Origin of the sequence: Pseudoxanthomonas mexicana, assembly GCF_014397415.1 — a bacterium.
Taxonomy (GTDB): domain Bacteria; phylum Pseudomonadota; class Gammaproteobacteria; order Xanthomonadales; family Xanthomonadaceae; genus Pseudoxanthomonas_A; species Pseudoxanthomonas_A mexicana.
Genome location: NZ_CP060731.1, coordinates 1,540,914 through 1,563,093 on the forward strand (window position 1 = coordinate 1,540,914; position 22,180 = coordinate 1,563,093).

General features: G+C 68.2%; 18 protein-coding genes and 1 pseudogene. 11 read left to right on the plus strand and 8 right to left on the minus strand.

Features of this window, described 5'->3' with window-relative positions; all coding sequences use genetic code 11:
* Window positions 1–51: 51 nt before the first annotated feature.
* The 4 genes and pseudogenes from IAE60_RS07055 to IAE60_RS07070 all read right to left on the minus strand — a co-directional run.
* A pseudogene (locus IAE60_RS07055) lies at window positions 52–414 on the minus strand (H-NS histone family protein); the annotation flags it as partial.
* A gap of 115 nt (window positions 415–529) precedes the next feature.
* Window positions 530–2,224: a proline--tRNA ligase gene (locus tag IAE60_RS07060; RefSeq protein ID WP_187574691.1), complete on the minus strand. Its 1,695-nt coding sequence runs from the start codon at window positions 2,222–2,224 to the stop codon at window positions 530–532.
* Between the two features lie 61 nt (window positions 2,225–2,285).
* Window positions 2,286–2,570, minus strand: coding sequence for a DUF4124 domain-containing protein (locus IAE60_RS07065; RefSeq protein ID WP_187574345.1), 285 nt, complete (start codon window positions 2,568–2,570; stop codon window positions 2,286–2,288).
* Between the two features lie 6 nt (window positions 2,571–2,576).
* On the minus strand, window positions 2,577–2,963 hold the full coding sequence (locus IAE60_RS07070) for a DUF4124 domain-containing protein (protein WP_185895208.1): 387 nt from the start codon (window positions 2,961–2,963) through the stop codon (window positions 2,577–2,579).
* A gap of 92 nt (window positions 2,964–3,055) precedes the next feature.
* Between IAE60_RS07070 and pssA the strand changes: the two genes are divergently transcribed.
* From pssA to rimI, 3 genes are read left to right on the plus strand one after another with little or no spacing between them, the layout of a single operon-like run.
* A complete protein-coding gene (pssA, locus tag IAE60_RS07075) occupies window positions 3,056–3,835 on the plus strand; it encodes a CDP-diacylglycerol--serine O-phosphatidyltransferase (protein ID WP_185895209.1) in 780 nt (259 codons plus the stop codon).
* Window positions 3,832–4,254 carry an alanine acetyltransferase gene (locus tag IAE60_RS07080; protein ID WP_187574346.1) on the plus strand — a complete coding sequence of 141 codons (423 nt, stop codon included), beginning with the start codon at window positions 3,832–3,834 and terminating at the stop codon, window positions 4,252–4,254. The genes pssA and IAE60_RS07080 overlap by 4 nt, the downstream gene beginning before the upstream one ends.
* A 50-nt stretch (window positions 4,255–4,304) precedes the next feature.
* Window positions 4,305–4,760, plus strand: coding sequence for a ribosomal protein S18-alanine N-acetyltransferase (gene rimI, locus IAE60_RS07085; protein WP_187574692.1), 456 nt, complete (start codon window positions 4,305–4,307; stop codon window positions 4,758–4,760).
* Window positions 4,761–4,889: 129 nt separating this feature from the next.
* Here rimI and IAE60_RS07090 read toward each other — a convergent pair whose 3' ends face one another.
* From IAE60_RS07090 to IAE60_RS07100, 3 genes are all read right to left on the minus strand, one after another.
* Window positions 4,890–7,664, minus strand: a complete 2,775-nt coding sequence (locus tag IAE60_RS07090) for a valine--tRNA ligase (RefSeq protein ID WP_187574347.1) — start codon at window positions 7,662–7,664, stop codon at window positions 4,890–4,892.
* Between the two features lie 133 nt (window positions 7,665–7,797).
* Window positions 7,798–8,220 carry a DNA polymerase III subunit chi gene (locus tag IAE60_RS07095; RefSeq protein ID WP_187574348.1) on the minus strand — a complete coding sequence of 141 codons (423 nt, stop codon included), beginning with the start codon at window positions 8,218–8,220 and terminating at the stop codon, window positions 7,798–7,800.
* 75 nt (window positions 8,221–8,295) lie between these two features.
* The gene (locus IAE60_RS07100) at window positions 8,296–9,771 is read right to left on the minus strand and encodes a leucyl aminopeptidase (RefSeq protein ID WP_187574349.1); all 1,476 of its coding nucleotides are present in this window, start codon (window positions 9,769–9,771) and stop codon (window positions 8,296–8,298) included.
* 130 nt (window positions 9,772–9,901) lie between these two features.
* On the opposite strand from IAE60_RS07100, the gene lptF reads away from it, so the two are divergent.
* Together lptF and lptG are read left to right on the plus strand one after the other, a co-directional pair.
* On the plus strand, window positions 9,902–10,981 hold the full coding sequence (lptF, locus tag IAE60_RS07105) for an LPS export ABC transporter permease LptF (RefSeq protein WP_187574350.1): 1,080 nt from the start codon (window positions 9,902–9,904) through the stop codon (window positions 10,979–10,981).
* Complete coding sequence (gene lptG / locus IAE60_RS07110) at window positions 10,978–12,081, plus strand: LPS export ABC transporter permease LptG (RefSeq protein WP_162110763.1); 1,104 nt, start codon at window positions 10,978–10,980, stop codon at window positions 12,079–12,081. The genes lptF and lptG overlap by 4 nt, the downstream gene beginning before the upstream one ends.
* A 7-nt stretch (window positions 12,082–12,088) precedes the next feature.
* Here lptG and IAE60_RS07115 read toward each other — a convergent pair whose 3' ends face one another.
* Window positions 12,089–12,562 (minus strand): RDD family protein, encoded by a 474-nt coding sequence (locus IAE60_RS07115; protein ID WP_187574351.1) that lies wholly within the window; start codon window positions 12,560–12,562, stop codon window positions 12,089–12,091.
* A gap of 199 nt (window positions 12,563–12,761) precedes the next feature.
* On the opposite strand from IAE60_RS07115, the gene xerD reads away from it, so the two are divergent.
* From xerD to IAE60_RS07145, 6 genes are all read left to right on the plus strand, one after another.
* The gene (gene xerD, locus IAE60_RS07120; protein ID WP_162110761.1) at window positions 12,762–13,715 is read left to right on the plus strand and encodes a site-specific tyrosine recombinase XerD; all 954 of its coding nucleotides are present in this window, start codon (window positions 12,762–12,764) and stop codon (window positions 13,713–13,715) included.
* 106 nt (window positions 13,716–13,821) lie between these two features.
* Entirely contained in the window at window positions 13,822–14,649 is an 828-nt protein-coding gene (locus IAE60_RS07125; RefSeq protein ID WP_185895218.1) for a thioredoxin fold domain-containing protein, read from the plus strand.
* An 80-nt stretch (window positions 14,650–14,729) separates the two neighbouring features.
* Window positions 14,730–18,740, plus strand: coding sequence for a phosphoribosylformylglycinamidine synthase (purL, locus tag IAE60_RS07130; protein ID WP_187574352.1), 4,011 nt, complete (start codon window positions 14,730–14,732; stop codon window positions 18,738–18,740).
* A gap of 290 nt (window positions 18,741–19,030) precedes the next feature.
* Window positions 19,031–19,720 (plus strand): hypothetical protein, encoded by a 690-nt coding sequence (locus IAE60_RS07135; protein WP_187574353.1) that lies wholly within the window; start codon window positions 19,031–19,033, stop codon window positions 19,718–19,720.
* Between the two features lie 251 nt (window positions 19,721–19,971).
* On the plus strand, window positions 19,972–21,684 hold the full coding sequence (gene gspE / locus IAE60_RS07140; protein ID WP_187574354.1) for a type II secretion system ATPase GspE: 1,713 nt from the start codon (window positions 19,972–19,974) through the stop codon (window positions 21,682–21,684).
* A 3-nt stretch (window positions 21,685–21,687) separates the two neighbouring features.
* Window positions 21,688–22,137: a hypothetical protein gene (locus tag IAE60_RS07145; protein ID WP_187574355.1), complete on the plus strand. Its 450-nt coding sequence runs from the start codon at window positions 21,688–21,690 to the stop codon at window positions 22,135–22,137.
* The last annotated feature ends 43 nt before the right edge of the window (window positions 22,138–22,180 follow it).

The following is a 22,180-nucleotide window of genomic DNA, read 5'->3' on the forward strand; positions in this document are numbered from 1 at the left end:
AAACGGGAGGCCAGGCCTCCCGTTCGTGTCCGATGCCGCAGCGGCTTACTTCTTCTTGATGAGGAAGTCGTCGGCCTTCTTGCCCTTGGCGATCAGCGCGGCCATCCAGCGCGGATGCTTGCCGCGGCCGGTCCAGGTTTCCTTGGGGTTGGCCGGGTTGCGGTACTTCGGCGCGACCTTGCCCAGCTTGCGGCCGGCGCGGGAGCTGGGCTTCGCGGCGGCCTTGGCGCCCCGATTGCCGGACATGCCGAACAGCTCTTCCAGCGTGTAGCCCTCGGCCTTGGCGAACTTGGTGATCTTGCTGCGCACGGTGGCGATAGGCGTGCGCTTGGCCAGCCGGCTCTGCTGCTGCTTGGCTTTTTCGATCAGGGCGCCAAGCTCCTTGGCGGACAGGTTACGCAGGTCGATCGACATCAGAATCTCCAGTCAGGAAGGGAAACGCCCGTCCTTGGCCGAATAATCATCTTAATCGACGGGATAATCGCGGCACAAACCGCGACGATCCCCTTTTCCGGAATCCGTCCTGCGATCAACCCCGCAGGCGCGCCAGCAGTTCGTCGCGACCGATGTTCTCGGCCTCCGTCGCCCGGCGCGCGCGGTATTCGAACGTGCCCGCAGCCAGCCCGCGTTCGGACACCACCACGCGATGCGGGATGCCGATCAGTTCGATGTCGGCGAACATCGCGCCGGGACGCAGTCCGCGGTCGTCCAGCACCGCCTCGATGCCCGCCGCCTGCAGTTCTTCAAGCAGGGCCTCGGCCGCATTGTTCACCGCGGCATCGTTTTTCGGATTGATCATGCAGACGGCCACCGCCCAGGGCGCCATCGGCGCGGGCCAGATGATGCCGTTGGCGTCGTGGTTCTGCTCGATCGCCGCCGCCACGATGCGCGACACGCCGATGCCGTAGCAGCCCATCGCCGGCGTGGCGGCCTTGCCGGTCTCGTCCAGCACGGTGAACTTCATCGCTTCGCTGTACTTGCGGCCGAGCTGGAACACATGCCCCACCTCGATGCCGCGCACGATGCGGATCTCGCCGCCGTCGGCGGCCTGGTCGCCAGGCACCACGTTGCGGATGTCGGCCACGGTCTCCGGTTCCGGCAGGTCGCGGCCCCAGTTGACGCCCGCCAGGTGGAAGCCGGCCTCATTGGCGCCGACCACGAAGTCCGCCATCGCCGCCACGTCGCGGTCGGCGACCACGCGGATCGCCTGCTTCGCGCCGATCGGGCCGAGGAACCCCGGCTCGCTGCCCAGGTGGGCGAGAACCTCGGCCTCCGTCGCCAGGCGGTAGTCGGCCATGCCGGCGACCTTGCCCAGCTTGATCTCGTTGACGGCGTGGTCGCCGCGTACCAGCGCCAGCACGAAGCCGCCATCCGTCATCACGGCCACCGACTTGACGGTGCGCTGGAGCGGAATGCCGAGCAGTGCGGCGACGTCCTCGCAGGTCTTCTGCGTGGGCGTGGCGACCTTGGTCATCGTTTCCGAGGCGGCGGCGCGCGGACCCGGCGCGGCCGCCTGTGCGGTTTCGACGTTCGCGGCGTAGTCCGAACCGGTGGAGAACGCGATGGCGTCCTCGCCCGAATCCGCCAGCACGTGGAACTCCTGCGAGGCATCGCCGCCGATGGCGCCGCTGTCGGCCTGCACCGCACGGAAGTCCAGGCCCAGGCGGGTGAAGATGCGCGTGTAGGCCGCATGCATGTTGCGGTATTCGCGCACCAGATCCTCGTCTGTGATGTGGAAGGAGTACGCATCCTTCATCACGAACTCGCGCGCACGCATCACGCCGAAACGCGGACGGATCTCGTCGCGGAACTTGGTCTGGATCTGGTAGAAGTTGACAGGCAGCTGCTTGTAGCTGGAGAGCTCCTGGCGCGCGAAGTCGGTCACCGCTTCTTCGGCCGTGGGGCTGTAGCAGAAGTGCTGCTCCTTGCGGTCGGTGATCTTCAGCAACTGGCCGCCGAACTTCTCCCAGCGTCCGGTTTCCTCCCACAGCTCGCGCGGCTGGATGGTCGGCATGATCATTTCGATGGCGCCGGCGCGGTCCATTTCCTCGCGGACGACGGTTTCCACCTTGCGCAGCACGCGCAGGCCCAGCGGCGACCAGGTGTACAGGCCGGCGGCCAGCTTGCGGATCATGCCGGCGCGCAGCATCAGCTGGTGGCTGACCAGTTCGGCGTCGGCCGGGGTTTCCTTGGTGGTGCGGAGATGGAACTGCGACAGGCGCATCGGCATCGGCGTTCAGGGGGACGAATCGCCTATTTTGCCAGCCTTGGCCGCGTGCGGGGCGTTATTCCAACGGCCCGGCCCGATCGCCTTCCACCCGTATGCCGGCGGGCAGGTCACGGTCCACTCGTTCGTAGCGCCGCCCCTTGGGAGGGTGGTCGGTGATCTGCAGCACCCCGGCATCATCGCGCCAGCGGTACAGCGAAGGGCGTGCGTCCTGTGCCTGGGCAGCCGCCTGGCGGGCCCGCGCCTGCGTGTGCTGTCGGGCTTCCGGTGACTCGCGCGCCAGCCACCAGGCGATGCCGCCGCCCGCGGCGATGCCGACCGCGATGGCCAGCCAGGCCCGCACGAGGCGTCAGCCGCCCGGCTTGCAGTAGGCCTTTACCGCTGCGTCGGCCAGCGCACGCTGGTTGGCGCGGGCGGCATCGTCCAGGGTGACGTCAGGCTTGCCGTCACCATCGGTGTCCTGCTGCACCGGGCCTTGGTGCGCCAACGCTTCCAGGTTCCGGCGGGCGGTCGCGCATTGCGGATGCTCGGCCGGCTTGCCCGCGGGCGCCGCTTCGGCCGCCGGTGCGCCGTACTGGTTGATGCGCCGGTTCTGCACCGTCTGGTTCGGGGGCGGGCTGTCGGCGTAGTGGGTGACGCCGTTCTTGTCCTTCCACTGGTAGACCTGCTGGGCCTGTGCGGTGGCGGCGACGGCGAGGCACAGCGCCAGCGCGGCTAGACAGGGGACGAGGCGCATGGCCGGCTCCGGGATCGAGGAACCCCGATTGCAGCACCCCGAGGGCGTACAGGCAAGCCGGAGCGCGGACCGCTTGGGCTAAACTGCGACCCATGAACGAAATCAAGCCGCCCCCGCGTTCGCGCGGGATCTACCTGCTGCCCAACCTGTTCACCACGGCCGGCCTGTTCGCGGGGTTCTTCGCGATCATCGCCGCGGCGAACGGCCAGTTCGTCCACGCCGCCATCGCGGTCTTCGTGGCGGGCCTGATGGACGGCATCGACGGGCGGGTGGCGCGGCTGACCGGCACCAGCAGCGACTTCGGCGTGCAGTACGACTCGCTGGCCGATCTGGTCAGCTTCGGCCTGGCACCGGCGCTGGTGATGTACCACTGGTCGCTGTCGGCGCTGAAGTTCGATGGCGGCGTGATGGGCCGCGTGGGCTGGGTGGTGGCGTTTCTGTACGCGGCGTGTGCGGCGCTGCGCCTGGCCCGGTTCAACACCCAGGTTGGCACCGTGGACAAGCGCTGGTTCATCGGCCTGGCCAGCCCGGCGGCGGCGGGATTGATGATGTCCTTCGTGTGGGCGTTCGCTGACGGCGAACTGGGCTGGACCGGCGAGGAACTGCGCTATGTGGCGCTGGGCGTGACCCTGGCCGCGGCGCTGTTGATGGTCAGCCGCATCCGCTTCTGGAGCTTCAAGGGCACGGGCGAAGGCGGGGCGAAAGCCGACCGCATTCCGTTCGTGGTGCTGGCACTGGTGCCGTTGGTGCTGGCCATCCTCTTCATCGACCTGCCGCGCACGCTGCTGGCCGTCGGCGTGGTGTACGCGCTGTCGGGACCGGGCTATTGGCTGTGGCAGCGGGTGCGTCGGCACAAGGATGCGCAGGCGTGACGCTCGCGGCGGACCGTCTGTGGTCGGCCGAGCAGCAGGGTTGGCTGCGCGCGCTGGGCCTGACCGTCTTCCTGCCTGCCGACTGGCCCACCGAGACGGGAGCACCTTCCCGTGAGGCGCCTGAAGCTGTGCCCGAGCGCGCCGTGCCGCCGTCGCCCGTGCGCGCCCGGCCGCCGGCACCCGAGGCGATCGAGCGCACGCCGCCGGTGCGTCCCGCGTCGCCGGTTCGCCTGCCCGGTTCGCGCATGCCCGACCGGCTGCATTTCGCGCTGATCCGCGCTTCGGGCATGAATCCCAACGCGCCGGGCGCGGCGGAGGTGTTCGCGCAATGGCCTTCGTCGGCCGAGCTGCGCGGCAATCCCGCGGCCAAGCGCGCGCTGTGGCCGGTACTGCGGCGCCTGCGGCGGAGCGCGCCGTGAGTGCGCAGGGCGTCGAGGTTTCACCGACGTCCGCACCCAGCCTGCGGCCGATGCGCGAGGGCGACCTCGATGCGGTGATGGCCATCGAGCAGCGGGCGTATCCGTTTCCCTGGACCCGGGGGATCTTCCGCGACTGCCTGAAGTCGGGCTACCCGTCTTGGGTGATGACCGAACACGGCCTGGTGATCGGCTATGGGCTGCTGAGCATCGCCGCGGACGAGGCGCATGTGCTGAACATCTGCGTTGCGCCCGAGCGTCAGGGGCGGGGACTGGGTCGGTACCTGCTGCGTGCGCTGGTGAAGATCGCGCGCGACCAGCGCTCGCAGCGTGTGTTCCTGGAAGTCCGGCCCTCCAATCCCGGTGCCATCGCGCTGTACCACAGCGAAGGCTTCAACGAGATCGGCCGCCGCCCACGCTACTACCCGGCCCGCGATGGCCGCGAGGATGCGCTGGTGATGGCGATCGAACTGGTCGCCGACGACATCACCACGATGCCGCCGCTGTAGAGCGCTGTCGTTCGATTCTTCTTGCCGTCATCCCCGCGAAAGTGGGAATCCGCTCCGTCGTTCGCGTTTCAAGGAGAACGGCAACATCAAGATGGATCCCGGCGTTCGCCGGGATGACGACAACATTGATCAGCCCAGCTTCGCGCGCTGCGCGTGCAGGGCGGCGAGCTGGCTGCTCCAGTCGGCCAGGCGCTGGCGCTCCTGTTCGACCACGGCCGGGGGCACCTTGTCGGTGAACTTGGCCAGCTTGGCCTCGCTCTTGTCCTTCTCGCCGGACACGCGGGCGATTTCCTTGTCCAGGCGCGCGCGCTCGGCATCCAGGTCGACCAGGCCTTCCAGCGGCACCAGCAGCTTCAATTCCCCGACCACGGCGGCGGCGGAGGCGGGCGCGTCCGCGCCGGCCTCCATCCATGCGATGTCGTCCAGTTTCAGCAGGAACGACAGCGACGATGCGAAGCGCGCGACGCGTGCGCGGTCGTGGTCGCTGCCGTCCTGCAGCAGCAGGCGGATGGTCTTCGCCGGCGACACGTTCAGCTCGCTGCGCACGCGACGCAGCGCGGACACCATGGTCTTCAGCCATTCCACGTCGGCATCGGCCTGCGCGTAGTCCTGGCCGGCGAAGTCGCTGGCGACCGGGTAGGGGCGCAACGACACGGTGCCGCCATCGATGCCCAGCTTCGGCGCGACCTGCTGCCACAGTTCCTCGGTAACGAACGGCGTCAGCGGGTGCAGCAGGCGCAGCAGCGATTCCAGCACGTACAGCAGCGTGTGGCGGGTGCTGTCGGCGGCCGCGGCGTCATCACCATTCAATGCAGGCTTGGCCAGTTCGACGAACCAGTCGCAGAACTCGTTCCAGGCGAACTCGTACAGCGCCTGGGACAGCAGGTCGAAGCGGTAGGCGGCGAACTGCGCTTCGGCTTCCGCGGTGACCTGGGCCAGGCGCGACAGGATCCAGCGTTCGGCATCCGTCTTCGGCTGCGGTGTGCCGGTGGCGCTGAAGACCTCGGTGTTCATCAGCACGAAGCGGGTGGCGTTCCACAGCTTGTTGCAGAAGTTCTTGTAGCCCTCGGCGCGGCCCATGTCGAACTTGATGTCGCGGCCGTGGGTCGCCAGCGCAGCGATGGTGAAGCGCAGCGCGTCGGCGCCGTGCGCCACGATGCCGTCCGGGAATTCCTTGCGCGTGGCCTTCTCGATCTTCTCGGCCATCTTCGGCTGCATCAGGCCGCCGGTGCGCTTGGCCACCAGGTCTTCCAGCGAGATGCCGTCGATGATGTCCAGCGGGTCCAGCACGTTGCCCTTGGACTTGGACATCTTCTGCCCGTCTTTGTCGCGGATCAGGCCGGTCATGTAGACGTCGCGGAACGGCACCTGGCCGACGAAGCTGTCGGTAGCCATCACCATGCGCGCCACCCAGAAGAAGATGATGTCGAAGCCGGTGACCAGCACCGACGACGGCAGGTAGCGGTCGAAGCCGCGCGCGGCCATCGCCTGTTCGTCAGGCCAGCCCATCGTGCTGAACGGCCACAGCTGCGAGGAGAACCAGGTCTCCAGCACGTCGCTGTCCTGGGTCAGCGCGACGTCGGCGGACAGGCCGGCTTTCGCGCGCGCTTCGGCTTCGTCGCGACCGACGTAGCAGTTGCCCGCGTCGTCGAACCACGCCGGAATGCGGTGGCCCCACCAGAGCTGGCGGCTGATGCACCAGTCCTGGATGTTCTCCATCCAGTGGCGGTAGGTGTTGATCCAGTTCGGCGGCACGAACTTCACCTCACCGGACTCGACCAGTTCCAGGCCGCGCTTGGCCAACCCGTCCATCTTCACGAACCACTGGTCGGTCAGGTAGGGCTCGATCACCTGGCCGGTGCGGTCGCCGCGCGGCACCTGTAGCTTGTGCGGCTTGGTTTCGACCAGCAGGCCGGCGTCTTCCAGATCCGCGAGGACGGCCTTGCGTGCTTCGTAGCGGTCCAGGCCGCGATATTTCTCCGGTGCGTTCTCGTTGATCGCCGCGGTGGGCGTCAGCAGGTTGATCAGCGGCAGGCCGTGGCGCAGGCCGACCTGATAATCGTTGAAGTCGTGCGCAGGCGTGACCTTGACCACGCCGGTGCCGAACTCGCGGTCGACATAGTCGTCGGCGATCACCGGGATCTCGCGGTCGGTCAGCGGCAGCTTGACCATCTTGCCGATCAGGTGCGCGTAACGCTCGTCTTCCGGATGCACCATCACCGCGGTGTCGCCGAGCATGGTTTCCGGACGCGTGGTGGCGACCACCAGCGAGCCGCTGCCGTCGGCGAGCGGGTACTCGATCGACCACAGGAAGCCGTCTTCCTCGACGTTCTCCACTTCCAGGTCGGAAATCGCGGTCTTCAGTACCGGATCCCAGTTGACCAGGCGCTGGCCGCGGTAGATCAGGCCCTGTTCGTGCCAGCGCACGAAGGCCTCGATGACGGCCTTGGACGCCTGCTCATCCATCGTGAAGGTGCTGCGCGACCAGTCGCCGGACGCACCCATGCGGCGCATCTGCCGTTCGATGGTGTCGCCGGACTGCGCCTTCCACTCCCAGACCTTGGCGATGAAGCCGTCGCGGCCCAGCGAATCGCGCGTCTCACCCTGGCCTTCCAGCGCCAGGTTGCGGCTGACGACCATCTCCGTCGCGATGCCCGCATGGTCGGTGCCCATCTGCCACAGCGTGTCGTAGCCGCGCATGCGGTGGTAGCGCACCAGCGCGTCCATCAGCGTGTGCTGGAACGCGTGGCCCATATGCAGGGTGCCGGTGACGTTCGGCGGCGGCAGCAGCACCGTGTACGGTTCGCCCGTGCCGCTGGGCTTGAAGTAGCCGGCGGCTTCCCACTGCGCGTACAGGCGGGATTCGAAGGATTTCGGGTCGTAGCTGGAGGCGAGGTCGGTCATGGGATTCCGGGGGGATGTTGGAGTCGTCATCCCGGCGACTGCCGGGATCCATCCTGATCTTGCCTTTGCGTTGTCTGGCGGGAGGCCAGCGCAACGGCAGAATGGATTCCAGCGTTCGCTGGAATGACGGGTGCTACATATCGTGCTTGTTCACTTCAAAGCCGCGCGCCTTGTACTGCTTCCAGCGCTCGCGCAGCGGTTCGCGTGCGGACGGATCGGCGGGCACCACTTCCAGCACGCGCTCGCAGGCACCGGCGAAGGCCTCGTCGCGCAGGTTGATCACCAGCGCGCGGGCCGGCACGTCGACATCCGGCGTGGCGATCAATACGGGCGTCAGTTCGTCCTCTTCGTCGCCGGCGATCTGGTGCGGGATGTAGGCGTCGGGATCGAACTCCCACAACAGCTCGTCCAGTGCCTCGGCCTGGGCCGCGTCACGCGCCAGCACCAGCGTCCACTGGTTGCTGTCGTAGGCCTTGCGGGCCAGTTCGCAGACCAGCTTGAGCGGCTCCTCGAGGAAGCGCGGCTTGGCGATCAGGTAGAAGTCGGCTCGTGACATAGAAGGCAGGAGTGAGTGGGGAGAAGTGAGAAGTGAGAGGGGAGCGTGCTCTGCTCACTCCTCACTTCTCTTCGCTCACTTCTCGCTGCTCCGGTCCAGCAGCCACTGGCTCAGCAGGCCGACCGGACGGCCGGTCGCCATGCCGCGCTTGCCTTCGTCGTTGGAGACGCCGGCGATGTCCAGGTGCGCCCAGCGCTGGCCTTCGGTGAAGCGGGCCAGGAAGCAGCCGGCGGTGATGGCCCCGGCCCAGCGGCCGCCGATGTTGTAGACGTCGGCGAAGGTGGATTCCAGCTGGGTCTGGTACTCGTCCCACAGCGGCAGGCGCCAGGCGCGGTCGAACACGGTTTCGCCGGCGCCCAGCAGCTCGTTGCTGAGGTCGTCATGCTTGCTCATCAGGCCGCTGGCGTAGCGGCCCAGCGCCACGATGCAGGCGCCGGTCAGCGTGGCCACGTCGACCAGTGCGGCGGGCTTGAAGCGCTCGGCGTAGGTCAGCGCGTCGCACAGGATCAGGCGGCCCTCGGCGTCGGTGTTGCCGACTTCGATCGTCTTGCCGGACATGCTGGTGATGACGTCGGAGGGACGATACGCATTGCCGTCGATGGCGTTCTCCACCGCCGGCACGATTACCACCAGGTTCACCGGCAGCTTCATCTTCGCCGCCGCGACGAACGTGCCGATGACGCTGCCGGCGCCCAGCATGTCGTACTTCATCTCCTCGATGCCGCCCTGGGTCTTCAGGTTCACGCCACCGGTGTCGAAGGTGATGCCCTTGCCGACCAGCACGTACGGCTTGGCGTCGCCGCCCCCGTTCCACTTCAGCACGATCAGGCGCGGGCGGTTGGCCGAGCCGCGGGCCACGGCCAGCAGCGATCCCATGCCCAGCGCTTCCATCTGCGCCTCGTCGAGGATCTCGGCCTCGGCGCCGGTTTCGGCCGCCAGCTTCTGGGCCTGCTCGGCCAGATATGCCGGGGTGCAGATGTTCGGCGGCAGGTTGCCGAGTTCACGGGTGGTCTGCACGCCTGCGGCGATGGCCACGCCCTGCGCCAGCGCCCGGGCGTCGTCGCCGCTGACGTCGAAGCGGACCAGGCCCGGGTCGTCGTTCTTCTTCTTGCCCAGGGTGGCGGTGTAGCGGTAGCAGGCGTGGTCCGCGGCGATCACGGCCTGGCGGATCTTCCAGGCGGCATCGCGGTCCTTCACGTCCACTTCGGACAGGGTGAACAGCGCGGATTTCGCCGGGCCGGTCTTCAGCGCGCGGGCCGCATCGCCGACGGCCTTCAGGTACTGGGCCACGCCGAACTTGGCCGTTTCGCCCAGTCCCACCACCAGCACGCGCGGGGCGGCGACGCCCGGCAGGTCGTGCAGCAGGGTGGTCTTGCCCGTCTTGCCGCCGACATCGCCGCGCTGGACCAGGGCCGACAGCTTGCCGCCGCTCGCCGCATCCACGGCCTGCGCGGCCGGCGTGAGGCTCTTGTCGGCCCAGGCGCCTACCACGAGGCAGTCGACGCCGGCCTGGGCGGGGGCTTCGCGGTTCAGGGTGAATTCCAGCGTCATTGATCAGATTCCCGGTTCAGTTACGTACAATCGCGGGCCGGATGAAAGGTGGCTGGCGCCATCCCGGACCGCAGAGACCGCCGCCGCAGGTGCGGCGCACAAGCCCGAGATTGTAGATCAAGCCCTCCTGATGCCGAAGCTGGACCGCTACCTGTTCCGGGAATTCACCCAGAGTTTCCTGGCCACCCTGATCATCCTGCTGATGGTCAGCGTGGGCGGCGTGATGGCGGACCTGCTGGGCGACGTGGCGGACGGCAAGGTGCCGGCCCGCCTGCTGCTGTCCCAGCTGGGCCTGCAGTTCCTCAACTACATGCCCTACATCATCCCGCTGGCGCTGATGCTGGGGCTGCTGCTGGCGTTCTCGCGCCTCTATCGGGATTCGGAAATGGCGGTGCTGACGGCGGCCGGCATCGGCCCGCGCCGCCTGCTGCGGCCGCTGCTGATGCTGGTGGTGCCGGTGGTGGTGATTGTCGGCCTGTGCTCGCTGTGGCTGGGCCCATGGGCGCTGCGCACCGCGCAGACCATGCTGGAACACGCCAACCGCAGCCTGGTGGTCTCGGGCCTGGACGCCGGCAAGTTCACCGTGCTGTCCAGCGGCGCGGTGGTCTACGTGAGCGGGCTGTCGCCGGACGGGACCGGCCTGAGCAGGGTGTTCATGCACCGGGCGAAGGACGGCCGCATCGACGTGGTGACGGCCAAGTCCGGGCAGATGTTCTTCGAGGGTGAGCGCAACCGTTACCTGAGGCTGGATGACGGCTTCCGGGTCGAGGGCCCGGACGGTCCCGGCCTGGATTACCGGCTGATCCGCTACAAGGCCAATGAAGTCGCCCTGCCGGACCGCGCCGACACCCTGGACAAGGACGATCCCTCGCTGCAGCCCACCTCGAACCTGCTGGGCGACGCGCGTCCGGCCGCCAACGCGCAGCTGCACGCGCGCCTGACCCCGCCGCTGCTGGCGCTGGCGTTCGCGCTGCTGACCCTGCCGCTGTCGCGCAGTTCGCCCCGTCAGACCCGTTACGGGCGGGTGATGCTGGGCTTCCTGGCCTATCTGGTCGGCATCAGCCTGATGTTCAACGGCACCCAGTGGCTCAGCGAGGACAAGCTGCCCGGACTGGCGGGCCTGTGGTGGCTGACCCTGCCGCTGCTGGCCGCGGCGATCTGGTTCTATCTGCGTGACGGCCGGCCGTCGCGACCGCGGAGGCGCGCATGAGGTTCATGCCACGCCTGCACGACACCTATGTGGGCCAGGTGGTACTGGTCACCGTCCTCCTGGCCTGGGCGGTGCTGGTGGGCTTGGACGTGGTGATGGCGCTGTCCGGGGAGATCGGTGACCTGGGCACCGGCAACTACACCTTCGGCCATGCCGTGGCCTGGGTGCTGTACACGGTGCCGCGCCGTGCCTACACGATGTTTCCCACCGCGGCGGTGATCGGCTCGCTGATGGGGCTGGGGCAGCTGGCGGCCAGCTCGGAACTGACCGCGCTGCGTGCGCTGGGCCTGTCGCGGCGGCGGTTGAGCATTTCCGTGGCGGCGGCGCTGGCGCTGTTGACCGGCCTGATGGTGGTCAGCGGCGAAACGCTGGGCCCGTGGGGCCAGCGCCAGGCCGACACACTGAAGATGAGCGCGCGCACCGGCAACGTGGCGATGGACCGCTATTCCGGGTTGTGGGCCCGCGAGGGCAACACGTTCCTCTACGCGCAGAGCGGCGAAGAGCGCGAGCAGCCGGGCGGCAAGGTGTCGCTGCAGCTGCGCGACGTGCGGATGTACGAACTGGCGGACGACGGTCGCCTGGCCTCCATCGCGCACGCCGCCATCGCCGAACACCTGGACGGCTACTGGCTGCTGAAGAACGTCCGCCGGACCACCTTCAACGAGCGCTCCGCCACCCAGACCACGGTGCTCGGCGAGCGTTGGGAATCGGAACTGGACGCTTCGGTGCTGTCGTCCAGCCTGGTGCGCGCGCGCAACATGCCCAGTCACGAGCTGAGCCAGAACATCGATTACCGCAAGCGCAACGGACTGGACGCGCGCGACTACGAGGACCAGTACTGGGCGCGCTGGTTCTATCCGCTCAACGTGCTGGCGCTGTGCCTGGCCGCCATTCCCTTCGCCTTCGGCAGCCTGCGCAGCGGAGGCATGGGCAAGCGGCTGTTCCTGGGCATCGTGTTCGCCGTGGGCTTCTGGGTGCTGCAGACCATGTTCGTGCGCCTGGCGGGCGCCTTCCGGCTGGACTACCGCATCGCCTATGCGATCCCGCCGTTCGCCCTGCTGGGCATTTCGTGGCTGCTGTTCCGGCGACGCAGCCGCTGAGGTGGCGTCAGGCGCGCTTCGGCAGCCGGACCATGCGCGTGCCGCTGTAACGATCGTGGAACGTCAGACGGTCCCGGTCCAGCCACGCCCACCAGAAGCCCAGGCCCCCCGCGAGCGTGGACAGCGTCGCCAGCGCATAGCGGCGCCACAGCGTGGCGAGTGACGGCGCGCCACCATCCAGTGCGGTCACTTTCAGCCGCCATGGCCGCATGCCCAGCGTCTGCCCACCGCGCAGCCAGCTGAAGGTGGCGTACAGGCCGGCGACACCCCAGCAGCAGGCCCAGAGCAGCCACCACATCGGGCTGAAGGGTTCGATGTTGTGGCGGACGTCGCCGCTGATCACCACGTCGACCAGGACGAACGGGATAGCCACGGCCAGCCACATCGCCAGCACCGGCCAGATGTCGTAGAGCAGGGCGAGCAGACGCCAGCCGATCAGGGTGCGGGGTTTTTCAGGGGTAGAAGCGGGTGCGGATTTCATCGCGACAGGATACCGGCTACGCCCGTTCGACTCCTGTGGGAGCGACGTGAGTCGCGAAGACCCGGCCCCTCTCGCTGGAACAGCGGGGTTGTGGACGACGCCGCAGACATCGGTCCTCAGCATCGATCGCGTCCCACTCCCCGCTTCGCGACTCACGTCGCTCCCACAAGACCGGGGACGCATCGCCTAAGCTTGCCGCATGACTGCCCGCACGCCCGCCGAACGCCGCCAGCAGGCGAGCGCCCTGCCTCCGGTCCCGGATACGGATGCCGCCGATATCGCCGCCTTCCTCGATGCGATCTGGGCCGAGAGCGGACTGGCCCGGCCCACGCTGGACAGCTACCGGCGCGACCTGGAGGGCTTCGCCCGCTGGCGCGACGGCCGCGGGGGCGGACTGGCCGCGACCGATCGCGCGGGCCTGTTCGACTACCTGGCCTGGCGGACCCGCCAGGGCTATTCGCCGCGCAGCAACGCCCGCCTGCTGTCGGCCCTGCGGGCCTTCTTCGCCCATCGGCTGCGTCAGGGGCTGCGGCGTGACGATCCGACCGCCCTGCTGGATCCGCCGCGCCTGCCGCGCTCACTGCCCAAGGCGCTGGCCGAAAGCGAAATCGACGCGCTGCTGGCTGCGCCGGACACCGCCACGCCGCTCGGCCTGCGCGACCGCGCGATGCTGGAACTGATGTACGCCGCCGGCCTGCGCGTCAGCGAGCTGGTCCACCTGCCGGCCACCGCGGTCAACCTGCGCCAGGGCGTGCTGCGGGTCACGGGTAAGGGCAGCAAGGACAGGCTGGTGCCCTTGGGTGAGGAATCGCAGCACTGGCTGGAAACGTACCTGGCGCAGGCGCGTCCCGCCCTCGCCGGGAAACGCAGCGTGCCGTCGCTGTTCCTCGGCACGGGGGGCGAACCGCCGACCCGGCAGCAGTTCTGGGCCCTGGTCAAGCGGTACGCGGCGGTGGCCGGCATCGATCCTGTCCGCATCAGCCCGCACGGACTGCGGCACAGCTTCGCCACCCATCTGCTCAACCGCGGCGCCGACCTGCGCGCCCTGCAACTGCTGCTGGGACACAGTTCGCTGTCGACCACGCAGATCTACACCCTGGTGGCGCGCGAACACCTCAAACAGCTGCACGGCCGCCATCACCCGCGCGCATGAACCCGGTCACGCTTGCGGCCGGTTAAGCCGGCCGCCCGTCGCCGTGTGCCAGAATCGGCACCTCTCTCCGCCACCTGCCGCGCCGCGGCTCCACCGGATGCTCCTGATGCCCCGCCTGATCACCGCCGCCCTGCTGGGCGCCCTCAGCCTGACCGCGTGCGCGCAGGCCCCGCAAGCGCCTGCCGCCGACAAGCCGGCTGCGGCCAAGCCCGCGACGGCGTCGACCGCCGCCAGCGGCTCGGCAGAGGACCGCGCCCGGGCCGCGATCGCCAAGCTCAACCCCCGTGCCAAGGTGGAATACGTGGGTGCGGCGCCGCTGCCGGGCTTCCGAGAGGTCATTGCCGGCGGCCAACTGCTCTATGTCAGCGATGACGGCCGCTACCTGATGCAGGGCGCCGTGCTCGACCTGGAGGCGCAGGAAGACCTGATGCAGAACAGCCCCGCGCTGGCCGAGCATCGTCGCAAGCTGATCGCCACCATCCCGCACGCCGAACGCATCGTGTTCGCGCCGCCGAACGCCAAGTACACCGTCACCGTGTTCACCGACATCGAATGCGGCTATTGCCGCAAGCTGCACGGCGAAGTGGGCGAGCTCAACCGCCTCGGCATCGCCGTGGAATACTTGGCGTTCCCGCGCATGGGCCTGGGCAGCCAGGACCACAAGGACATGATCTCGGTCTGGTGCTCGCCCGACCGCAAGCGCGCGCTGACCGATGCCAAGGCCGGCAAGCCGGTCGCCCCCCGCGACTGCAAGAACCCGGTGACGATGGAGTTCGATGTGGGCCAGCGCATCGGCGTGAGCGGCACCCCGGCCATCTACTCGGCCGAAGGCGTGCAGCTGGGCGGCTACCTGCCGCCGGCCGCCCTGCGGGCCAAACTGGACGAGCTGGCGGCGAAAAAGGCCCCGGCCGCCGCCGCAGGCGCCGCACCCTGACGCCAGGGAAGCCGGCCCCGGGCCGGCTTCGCTACAATAGCGGGCCCCGTCCTGACGGCACGCCCCCACGGTTCCCGGACATGATCGTCCTCGAAGGCCAATCGGCCTTGTCGCATTTCCGCCGCGCGCGGCTCGAATCCAAGCTCCAGTCCATCGCCCCCGCCGTCCGCGTTCGCGGCGCCTGGCATGTGTACTTCATCGAGGCGGACCCGGGCGCCAGCCCGGACCTGGCCACGCTGCGGCGCGTCCTGCAGGCCAACGAGGGCGATGCCCCGCAGGCGGACGGCGCGGTCTCCCGCTTCGTCACCCCGCGCCTGGGCACGCTGTCGCCGTGGGCCAGCAAGGCCACCGAGCTGCTGCGCGGCGCCGGCCAGCCGGTGAAGCGCGTCGAGCGCGGCCTGCGCATCGACCTGGAAGGCTGGGACGATGCGTCGCCAGCGCTGGCCAAGGCGCTGCACGACCCGATGACGCAGTCCCTGCTCGCCAGCCGCGAGCAGGCGCAGGCCCTGTTCACCGCGCCCGCGCGCGGCGAACTGGAGCGCATCCCGCTGGCGCAGCTGGAGGCCGCGAACGCGCGCCTGGGCCTGGCGCTGGCCGAGGACGAGATCGACTACTTGCGCACACGCTACGCCGAGCTGGGTCGCGATCCGTCCGACGTTGAGCTGATGATGTTCGCGCAGGCCAACTCCGAGCACTGTCGGCACAAGATCTTCAACGCCAGCTGGACCATCGACGGCAAGGAGCAGGACCGTTCCCTGTTCCGGATGATCAAGCACACCCACGCGCAGACGCCGGAGCACACGCTCAGCGCCTACAGCGACAACGCGGCCGTGCTGGAAGGCTACCCGGCCGCGCGTTTCCGCCCGGACGGCAGCGGCCAGTACCGGATCGAGGCGAGCGTCGACTCGGCGTTCTGCATCAAGGTGGAAACGCACAATCACCCCACGGCGATCGCGCCGTTCCCCGGCGCCAGCACCGGCGCCGGCGGCGAGATCCGCGACGAAGGCGCCACCGGCCGCGGTGGCAAGCCCAAGGCCGGCCTGACCGGCTTCTCGGTCTCGCACCTGCGCATTCCCACGCTGCCCCAGCCTTGGGAGGCACCGCGCGCGCTGAATCCGCGCATGGCGCCGGCACTGGACATCATGCTGGATGGTCCGCTGGGCGGTGCCGCGTTCAACAACGAATTCGGCCGGCCGAACCTGCTGGGCTATTTCCGCAGCTTCGAGCTGCCAGAAGGCGAGGCGCTGACCCGCGCCTACGACAAACCAATCATGCTGGCCGGCGGCCTGGGCGCGATCGACCGCATCCAGGTGGAGAAGAAGACGCTGTCGCCCGGCGACGCCGTCATCGTGCTGGGTGGCCCGGCCATGCTGATCGGCCTGGGTGGCGGTGCGGCCAGTTCGGTCGCCTCGGGCGAGAGCGCCGAGGATCTGGATTTCGCCAGCGTGCAGCGCGACAACCCGGAGATGGAACGCCGTTGCCAGGAAGTCATCGACCGCTGCGTGGCGATGGGCGAGGACAATCCGATCCTGTGGTTCCATGACGTCGGCGCGGGCGGTCTGTCCAACGCGATCCCGGAACTGCTGCACGACTCCGGCGTGGGTGGCGTGATCGACCTGGGCAGGGTGCCCAGCGACGATCCCTCGCTGTCGCCCATGCAGCTGTGGTGCAACGAATCGCAGGAACGCTACGTGCTGGGCGTGCCGCAGGCACGGCTGGCGGAATTCGCGGCGATCTGCGAACGCGAGCGCTGCCCGTTCGCGGCCGTTGGCGTGGCGACGAAGGAAGAGCGACTTGTAGTGGGCTACGGCGCCTTGGACGATGCTTCCCTTCTCCCTCCGGGAGAAGGTGGCGCGCAGCGCCGGATGAGGGGTGACGAAGGTCAGGGTGGTTCCGCCATCACCGGCTCCGGTTCCCCTCACCCCAACCCCTCTCCCGAGGGGAGAGGGGCTTATCCCATCGACCTGCCGATGGACGTGCTGTTCGGCAAGCCGCCGAAGATGCATCGCGACACGGCGCATCCGGCCCCGCCGAAGTGGCCCGCGCTGCAGACCGGGGCACTGGACCTGCATGAAGCCGGCCTGCGCGTGCTGGCGCATCCGACCGTGGCGGCCAAGCAGTTCCTGATCACCATCGGCGACCGCAGCGTCGGTGGCCTGACCGCACGCGACCAGCTGGTCGGTCCGTGGCAGATGCCGGTGGCCGACTGCGCCATCACGCTGAGCGGCTACGAAGGCTTTGTCGGCGAAGCCATGGCCATCGGCGAGCGCACCCCGCTGGCGCTGCTCGACGCGGGCGCCGCCGCCCGCATGGCGGTGGGCGAAGCCATCACCAACCTGTGCGCCGCGCCGGTGGAATCGCTGCACCGGGTGAAGCTGTCGGCCAACTGGATGGCCGCCTGCGGATACCCGGGCGAAGACGCCCTGCTGTTCGATGCGGTGAAGGCTGTCGGCATGGAACTGTGTCCGGAACTGGACATCAGCATCCCGGTCGGCAAGGACTCGCTGTCGATGCAGGCGCAATGGCACAGCGACGGTCAGGCGCAAAAGTCGGTGTCGCCGGTCTCGCTGATCATCAGCGCGTTCGCGCCCGTCACCGATGTGCGCCAGCAGCTGACGCCGCTGCTGGCGCGCGAAGACGACAGCGAACTGTGGCTGATCGGCCTGGGTGCGGGCAAGAAGCGGCTCGGCGGTTCCGTCCTGGCGCAGGTGTATCCGCAGTCGGGCGGCGATGGCGCATGGCCCGCGTTCGCCGGCGACGGTCGTGACGAGAGCGTGCCGGACCTGGACGATCCGCAGCGTCTGCGCGACTTCTTCCACCTGATCGCCGATGCGCGCGAAGCCGGCCTGCTGCTGGCTTACCACGACCGCAGCGACGGCGGCGCGTTTGCCACGCTGTGCGAAATGGCGTTCGCCTCGCATCGCGGGCTGGACATCAACCTGGACGGGTGGGGCGACGACGCGTTCCGCACGCTGTTCGCCGAAGAGCTGGGCGCGGTGGTGCAGGTGGCCGACGAGGATCGCGCGGCCTTCGCCGACCTGGTCGAGCGCCACGCGCTGACCGAATGCGCGCAGCGCATCGCGCGCCCGACGACGGCCGCCGTGGTGCGCGTGCAGCAGGACGGCGACGTGCTGACCGAATGGCGCTGGGAGGAACTGTTCGATGCCTGGTGGTTGGTCACCCATGCCATGCAGAAGCTGCGCGACAACCCGGAGGCTGCCGACCAGGAGCGCGAGACCGCGCGCCAATTCGGACGCACCGGCCTGAAACCGAAGCTGTCGTTCGATGCCGCCGAGGATGTCGCGGCGCCTTTCATCGCCACGGGCAAGCGCCCGAAGGTGGCGATCCTGCGCGAGCAGGGCGTCAACGGCCAGATCGAGATGGCCTCGGCGTTCACCCGCGCCGGCTTCGACGCGTTCGACGTGCACATGAGCGACCTGATCGCGGGCCGTGTGTCGCTGGCGGACTTCAGCGGCCTGGCTGCCTGCGGCGGTTTCAGCTACGGCGACGTGCTGGGTGCGGGGCGTGGCTGGGCGACCTCCATCCTGGAGCGCAACGCCCTGCGCGATGTCTTCGCGACCTTCTTCGCGCGCGCCGACACGTTCTCGCTCGGCGTCTGCAACGGCTGCCAGATGATGAGCCAACTGAAGGACATCATCCCGGGCGCGCAGCACTGGCCGGTGTTCCTGCGCAACCAGAGCGAACAGTTCGAAGCGCGCGTGGCGCTGCTGGAAGTGCAGGAGTCGCCGTCGGTGTTCTTCCGCGGCATGGCAGGTTCGCGCATCCCGGTGGCGGTGGCGCACGGCGAAGGCCGCGCCTCGTTCGCCGGCGCGGTCGACCAGGCCGCGGCGCACGTCGCACTGCGCTACGTGGACGGCGATGGCGTGGTCGCGACGGCGTATCCGCTCAATCCCAACGGCTCGCCCGACGGCATCACCGGCCTGACCAGCGACGACGGCCGCGCCACCATCCTGATGCCGCACCCCGAGCGTACGCCGCGCAGCGCCAACCACAGCTGGCACCCGGCCGGCTGGCCGGAAGACTCGCCGTGGCTGCGCATGTTCCGCAACGCGCGGGTGTGGGTGGGGTGAGCGCCTGTCCATTGGCGCGGTTCACAGGAGGGGGAAGGCAGGCGCCTCTCCCCTCTTTAGTTTTGCGGATCCGATTCGTTACCTTCGCGCGATTACTTCGGGGAAGGGGAAGACGATGGGGCGGAAGAAGTTAAACAAAGTAATCACCTCCGTCCCCTTTTTCGCCTTTTCCAGAGCTCAGAAAGCGGTAAGCAGTTATTGGAGTGTTACTTCCGTGTCGGTATGCCGGTCCAGATTCAGTCTTCCATGAATATTTGCGTAAGCTCACCACAGGGCATCATCAAGAGGACATGGCCGTAATGACCGTGCTGCCATTTAAAAAGTTGGATAAGATCGTGGACCAGGCCATGCTGGAATGGTTTACGCCGCTGGGGTTCGTGCGCGCCAGTTCGGGGGGCGTCGAGCGATGGCAGGGAGACCGCTATGACTATCTGGGGTGTGTGGTCAACCGGATTGGCGGCGAGAATCGGGTAAGCCCGTTCGGTCAAATGGGGTGGCGGCACCGCAAGGGCATCTACTCCTACTTCATGTCCGACGATCCGGTGGAGTCGAATAAGATTGCAGTAGACGTCCAGTTGCAGTACGCCAACTTCACGAACGACTGGACAGCCGACATGCGCTGTCAGCACGAGGAAGAACTGGAAACGTTCCTGCCGCAATTGCGGAGCTTCGTCATGGATCGGCTCTATCCGGCGTTGATGTCCTACGCAACGCCGGAGCAGGTGTTGGCGCTATATCTAAAGAAGAATCACAGTAGCCCCACAGACTTTGATCCTCCGGTTTGGCAGGGGTACAACGCGGCGTCGGCCTTGACTGGCCTGATCTTGGCTAGGTTGCACGGCCCGGGACATTACGAAACCCTGAAACGTCGTTATGCCGGAGAATTTGCCGACCTTGACGTCGATACATTGGCACGGGCCAATCGCTTGATTGCCTACTTGGACCAGCCTGATCCTCTCCCGGCCCTGCCTTCAACGTGAACGTGCGGGTGTCGGCGGTGATGTGGCGGTGGCTAGCAAGGCGCGACGCCAGCAGTTAACCGCTTCGCCCTTCGGAGTTGAACAACAAAGGAGCGGAGGAAGTTAAATCAATAAGGAGCGAAGGTGGCTGAGCAGTCTTCGTTTCTGGTCCTCCACTACTGCGGCATTTGGACCGGCCGTCCTATCGAGGACGCCCACGGCAGAGCGCGGCAGGCGGACCTGCTAAAGTCGGACATCAGAAGGAGGCTCCCGTGAACGCTGCCGCGCTCGACACCCCGCTTTCCGACGACGAACGCATCGTCGCGGCCCTGTTGGCCCGCGGGCGGCTGAAGGAAGCCGACCTGGGGCGGGCGCGGCGCCTGCAGGACGAGACCGGGGGCGACCTGCTGTCGCTGCTGTCGCGCCTGGGGCTGGTGTCCGAGCGCGATCATGCGGAGACGGCCGCCGAGGTGCTCGGGCTGCCGCTGGTGACGGCGAAGGACATGCCCGACGTGCCGCCCGAGTCGGTGGCGCTTTCACTCCGTTTCCTCAAGCAGTTCCATGTCTGCCCGGTCGGTGAGGACGAAACGCACGTCGACCTGCTGATGGCGGACCCGCAAGACGCCTACGCGCGGGAAGCCGTGCGCCTGGCCACCGGTCGCGACGTGCGTGTCAGGGTGGCGCTGCGTTCGGAGATCAGCGACCTGGTCGAGCGCTATTACGGCCAGGGCCGCAGCGCGATGGGCGCCATCGTGGAGAACGCCGACGGCGAAGCCACCGCGGACCTGGACGATGTCGAACACCTGCGCGACCTGGCGTCCGAAGCGCCGGTCATCCGCCTGGTCAACCTGGTGATCCAGCGGGCGGTCGAACTGCGCGCCTCCGACATCCACATCGAGCCGTTCGAGAACCGCCTGAAGGTGCGCTACCGCATCGACGGCGTGCTGGAGGAGGGCGAAAGTCCGCCCGCCAACCTCACTGCCGCGGTGATCAGCCGCATCAAGATCATGGCGCGGCTCAACATCGCCGAGCGCCGCCTGCCGCAGGACGGCCGCATCATGCTGCGCGTGCAGGGCAAGGAACTGGACCTGCGCGTCAGCACGGTGCCCACCGCCCATGGCGAAAGCGTGGTGATGCGCCTGCTCGACCGCGAGACGGTCGTGTTCGATTTCAAGAAGCTGGGCTTCACCGATGCCTTCCTGCCGCAATTCCAGAAGGTGCTGCAGCAGCCGCACGGCATCCTGCTGGTCACCGGCCCCACCGGCTCGGGCAAGACCACCACGCTGTACACCGCGCTGAGCAAGCTCAACACGCCGGACGTGAAGATCATCACCGTCGAGGATCCGGTCGAATACCAGATCGAGGGCATCAACCAGATCCAGGCCAAGCCGCAGATCGGGCTGGACTTCGCCCACGCGCTGCGCAGCATCGTCCGCCAGGATCCGGACATCATCATGATCGGCGAAATGCGCGACCTGGAAACCGCGCGCATCGCCATCCAGTCCGCGCTCACGGGTCACCTGGTGCTCAGCACGCTGCACACCAACAACGCAGCCGGCGGCATCACCCGCATGCTCGACATGGGGGTGGAGGACTACCTGATGACCTCCACCATCAATGGCATCCTGGCCCAGCGCCTGGTGCGCCGGCTCGAGCCCACGCATGCGGAGAAGTACGCCGCCTCGCCCGAGGAAATCGAGAAGTTCGGGCTTCGCCGCTTCCACCCGCAGGGCGAGATATTCCTGTACCGCCCGCGCGGCTCGGCCATCGCGCCGACCGGCTACCTGGGCCGCACCACCATCGTCGAGTTCCTGGTGATGAACGACGAGATACGCCGCGCCATCATGCGCCACGCCGGCATGGGCGAGATCGAACAGCTCGCGCGCGACGCCGGCATGCAGACCATGTACGAGGACGGCATCGCCAAGGCGCTGGCCGGCGAGACGACGATCGAGGAAGTGCTTCGCGTCACCGAGGAGGGTTGAGCCATGGCGAAGGACTGGGTGCGGATCTGCCTGTTCGCGGCGGCGCTGGTGCTGCTGCCCGTCGCCGCGAAGGACAAGCCGGCGCGCACGCTGGCCCGCGCCGAACTGCCGCCGGGCTTCGCCATCGGCAGCGGTTCTCCGGCGCTGGCCCTGCAGGTGGACGTCGTCGGCGACAAGGTGGTGTCCTGGGCGCCGGCGCAGCCGGGCGCGGGCAACCTGCGCGGCACCCGCAGCGGCGACGCCGGCCAGACCACGCTGATGGTCTCCAGCACGTTGCCGGACGCGATCAAGTTCGACCTCTACGTCTCCACCGATGGCGAACGTTTCGAATACGCCAGCACCTGCGGCGTGACGCCGGGCGTGTCCTCGTTCGAGATGTGGGAACGGCCGATCACGCTGTTCGCGATGGGCAATCCGCGGGTGCTGCCGAAAGGGCGCATGGACTGCGACTGAGCCGCGGATATCCCGCAAGGAAAGGGCCCGGCATCGCCGGGCC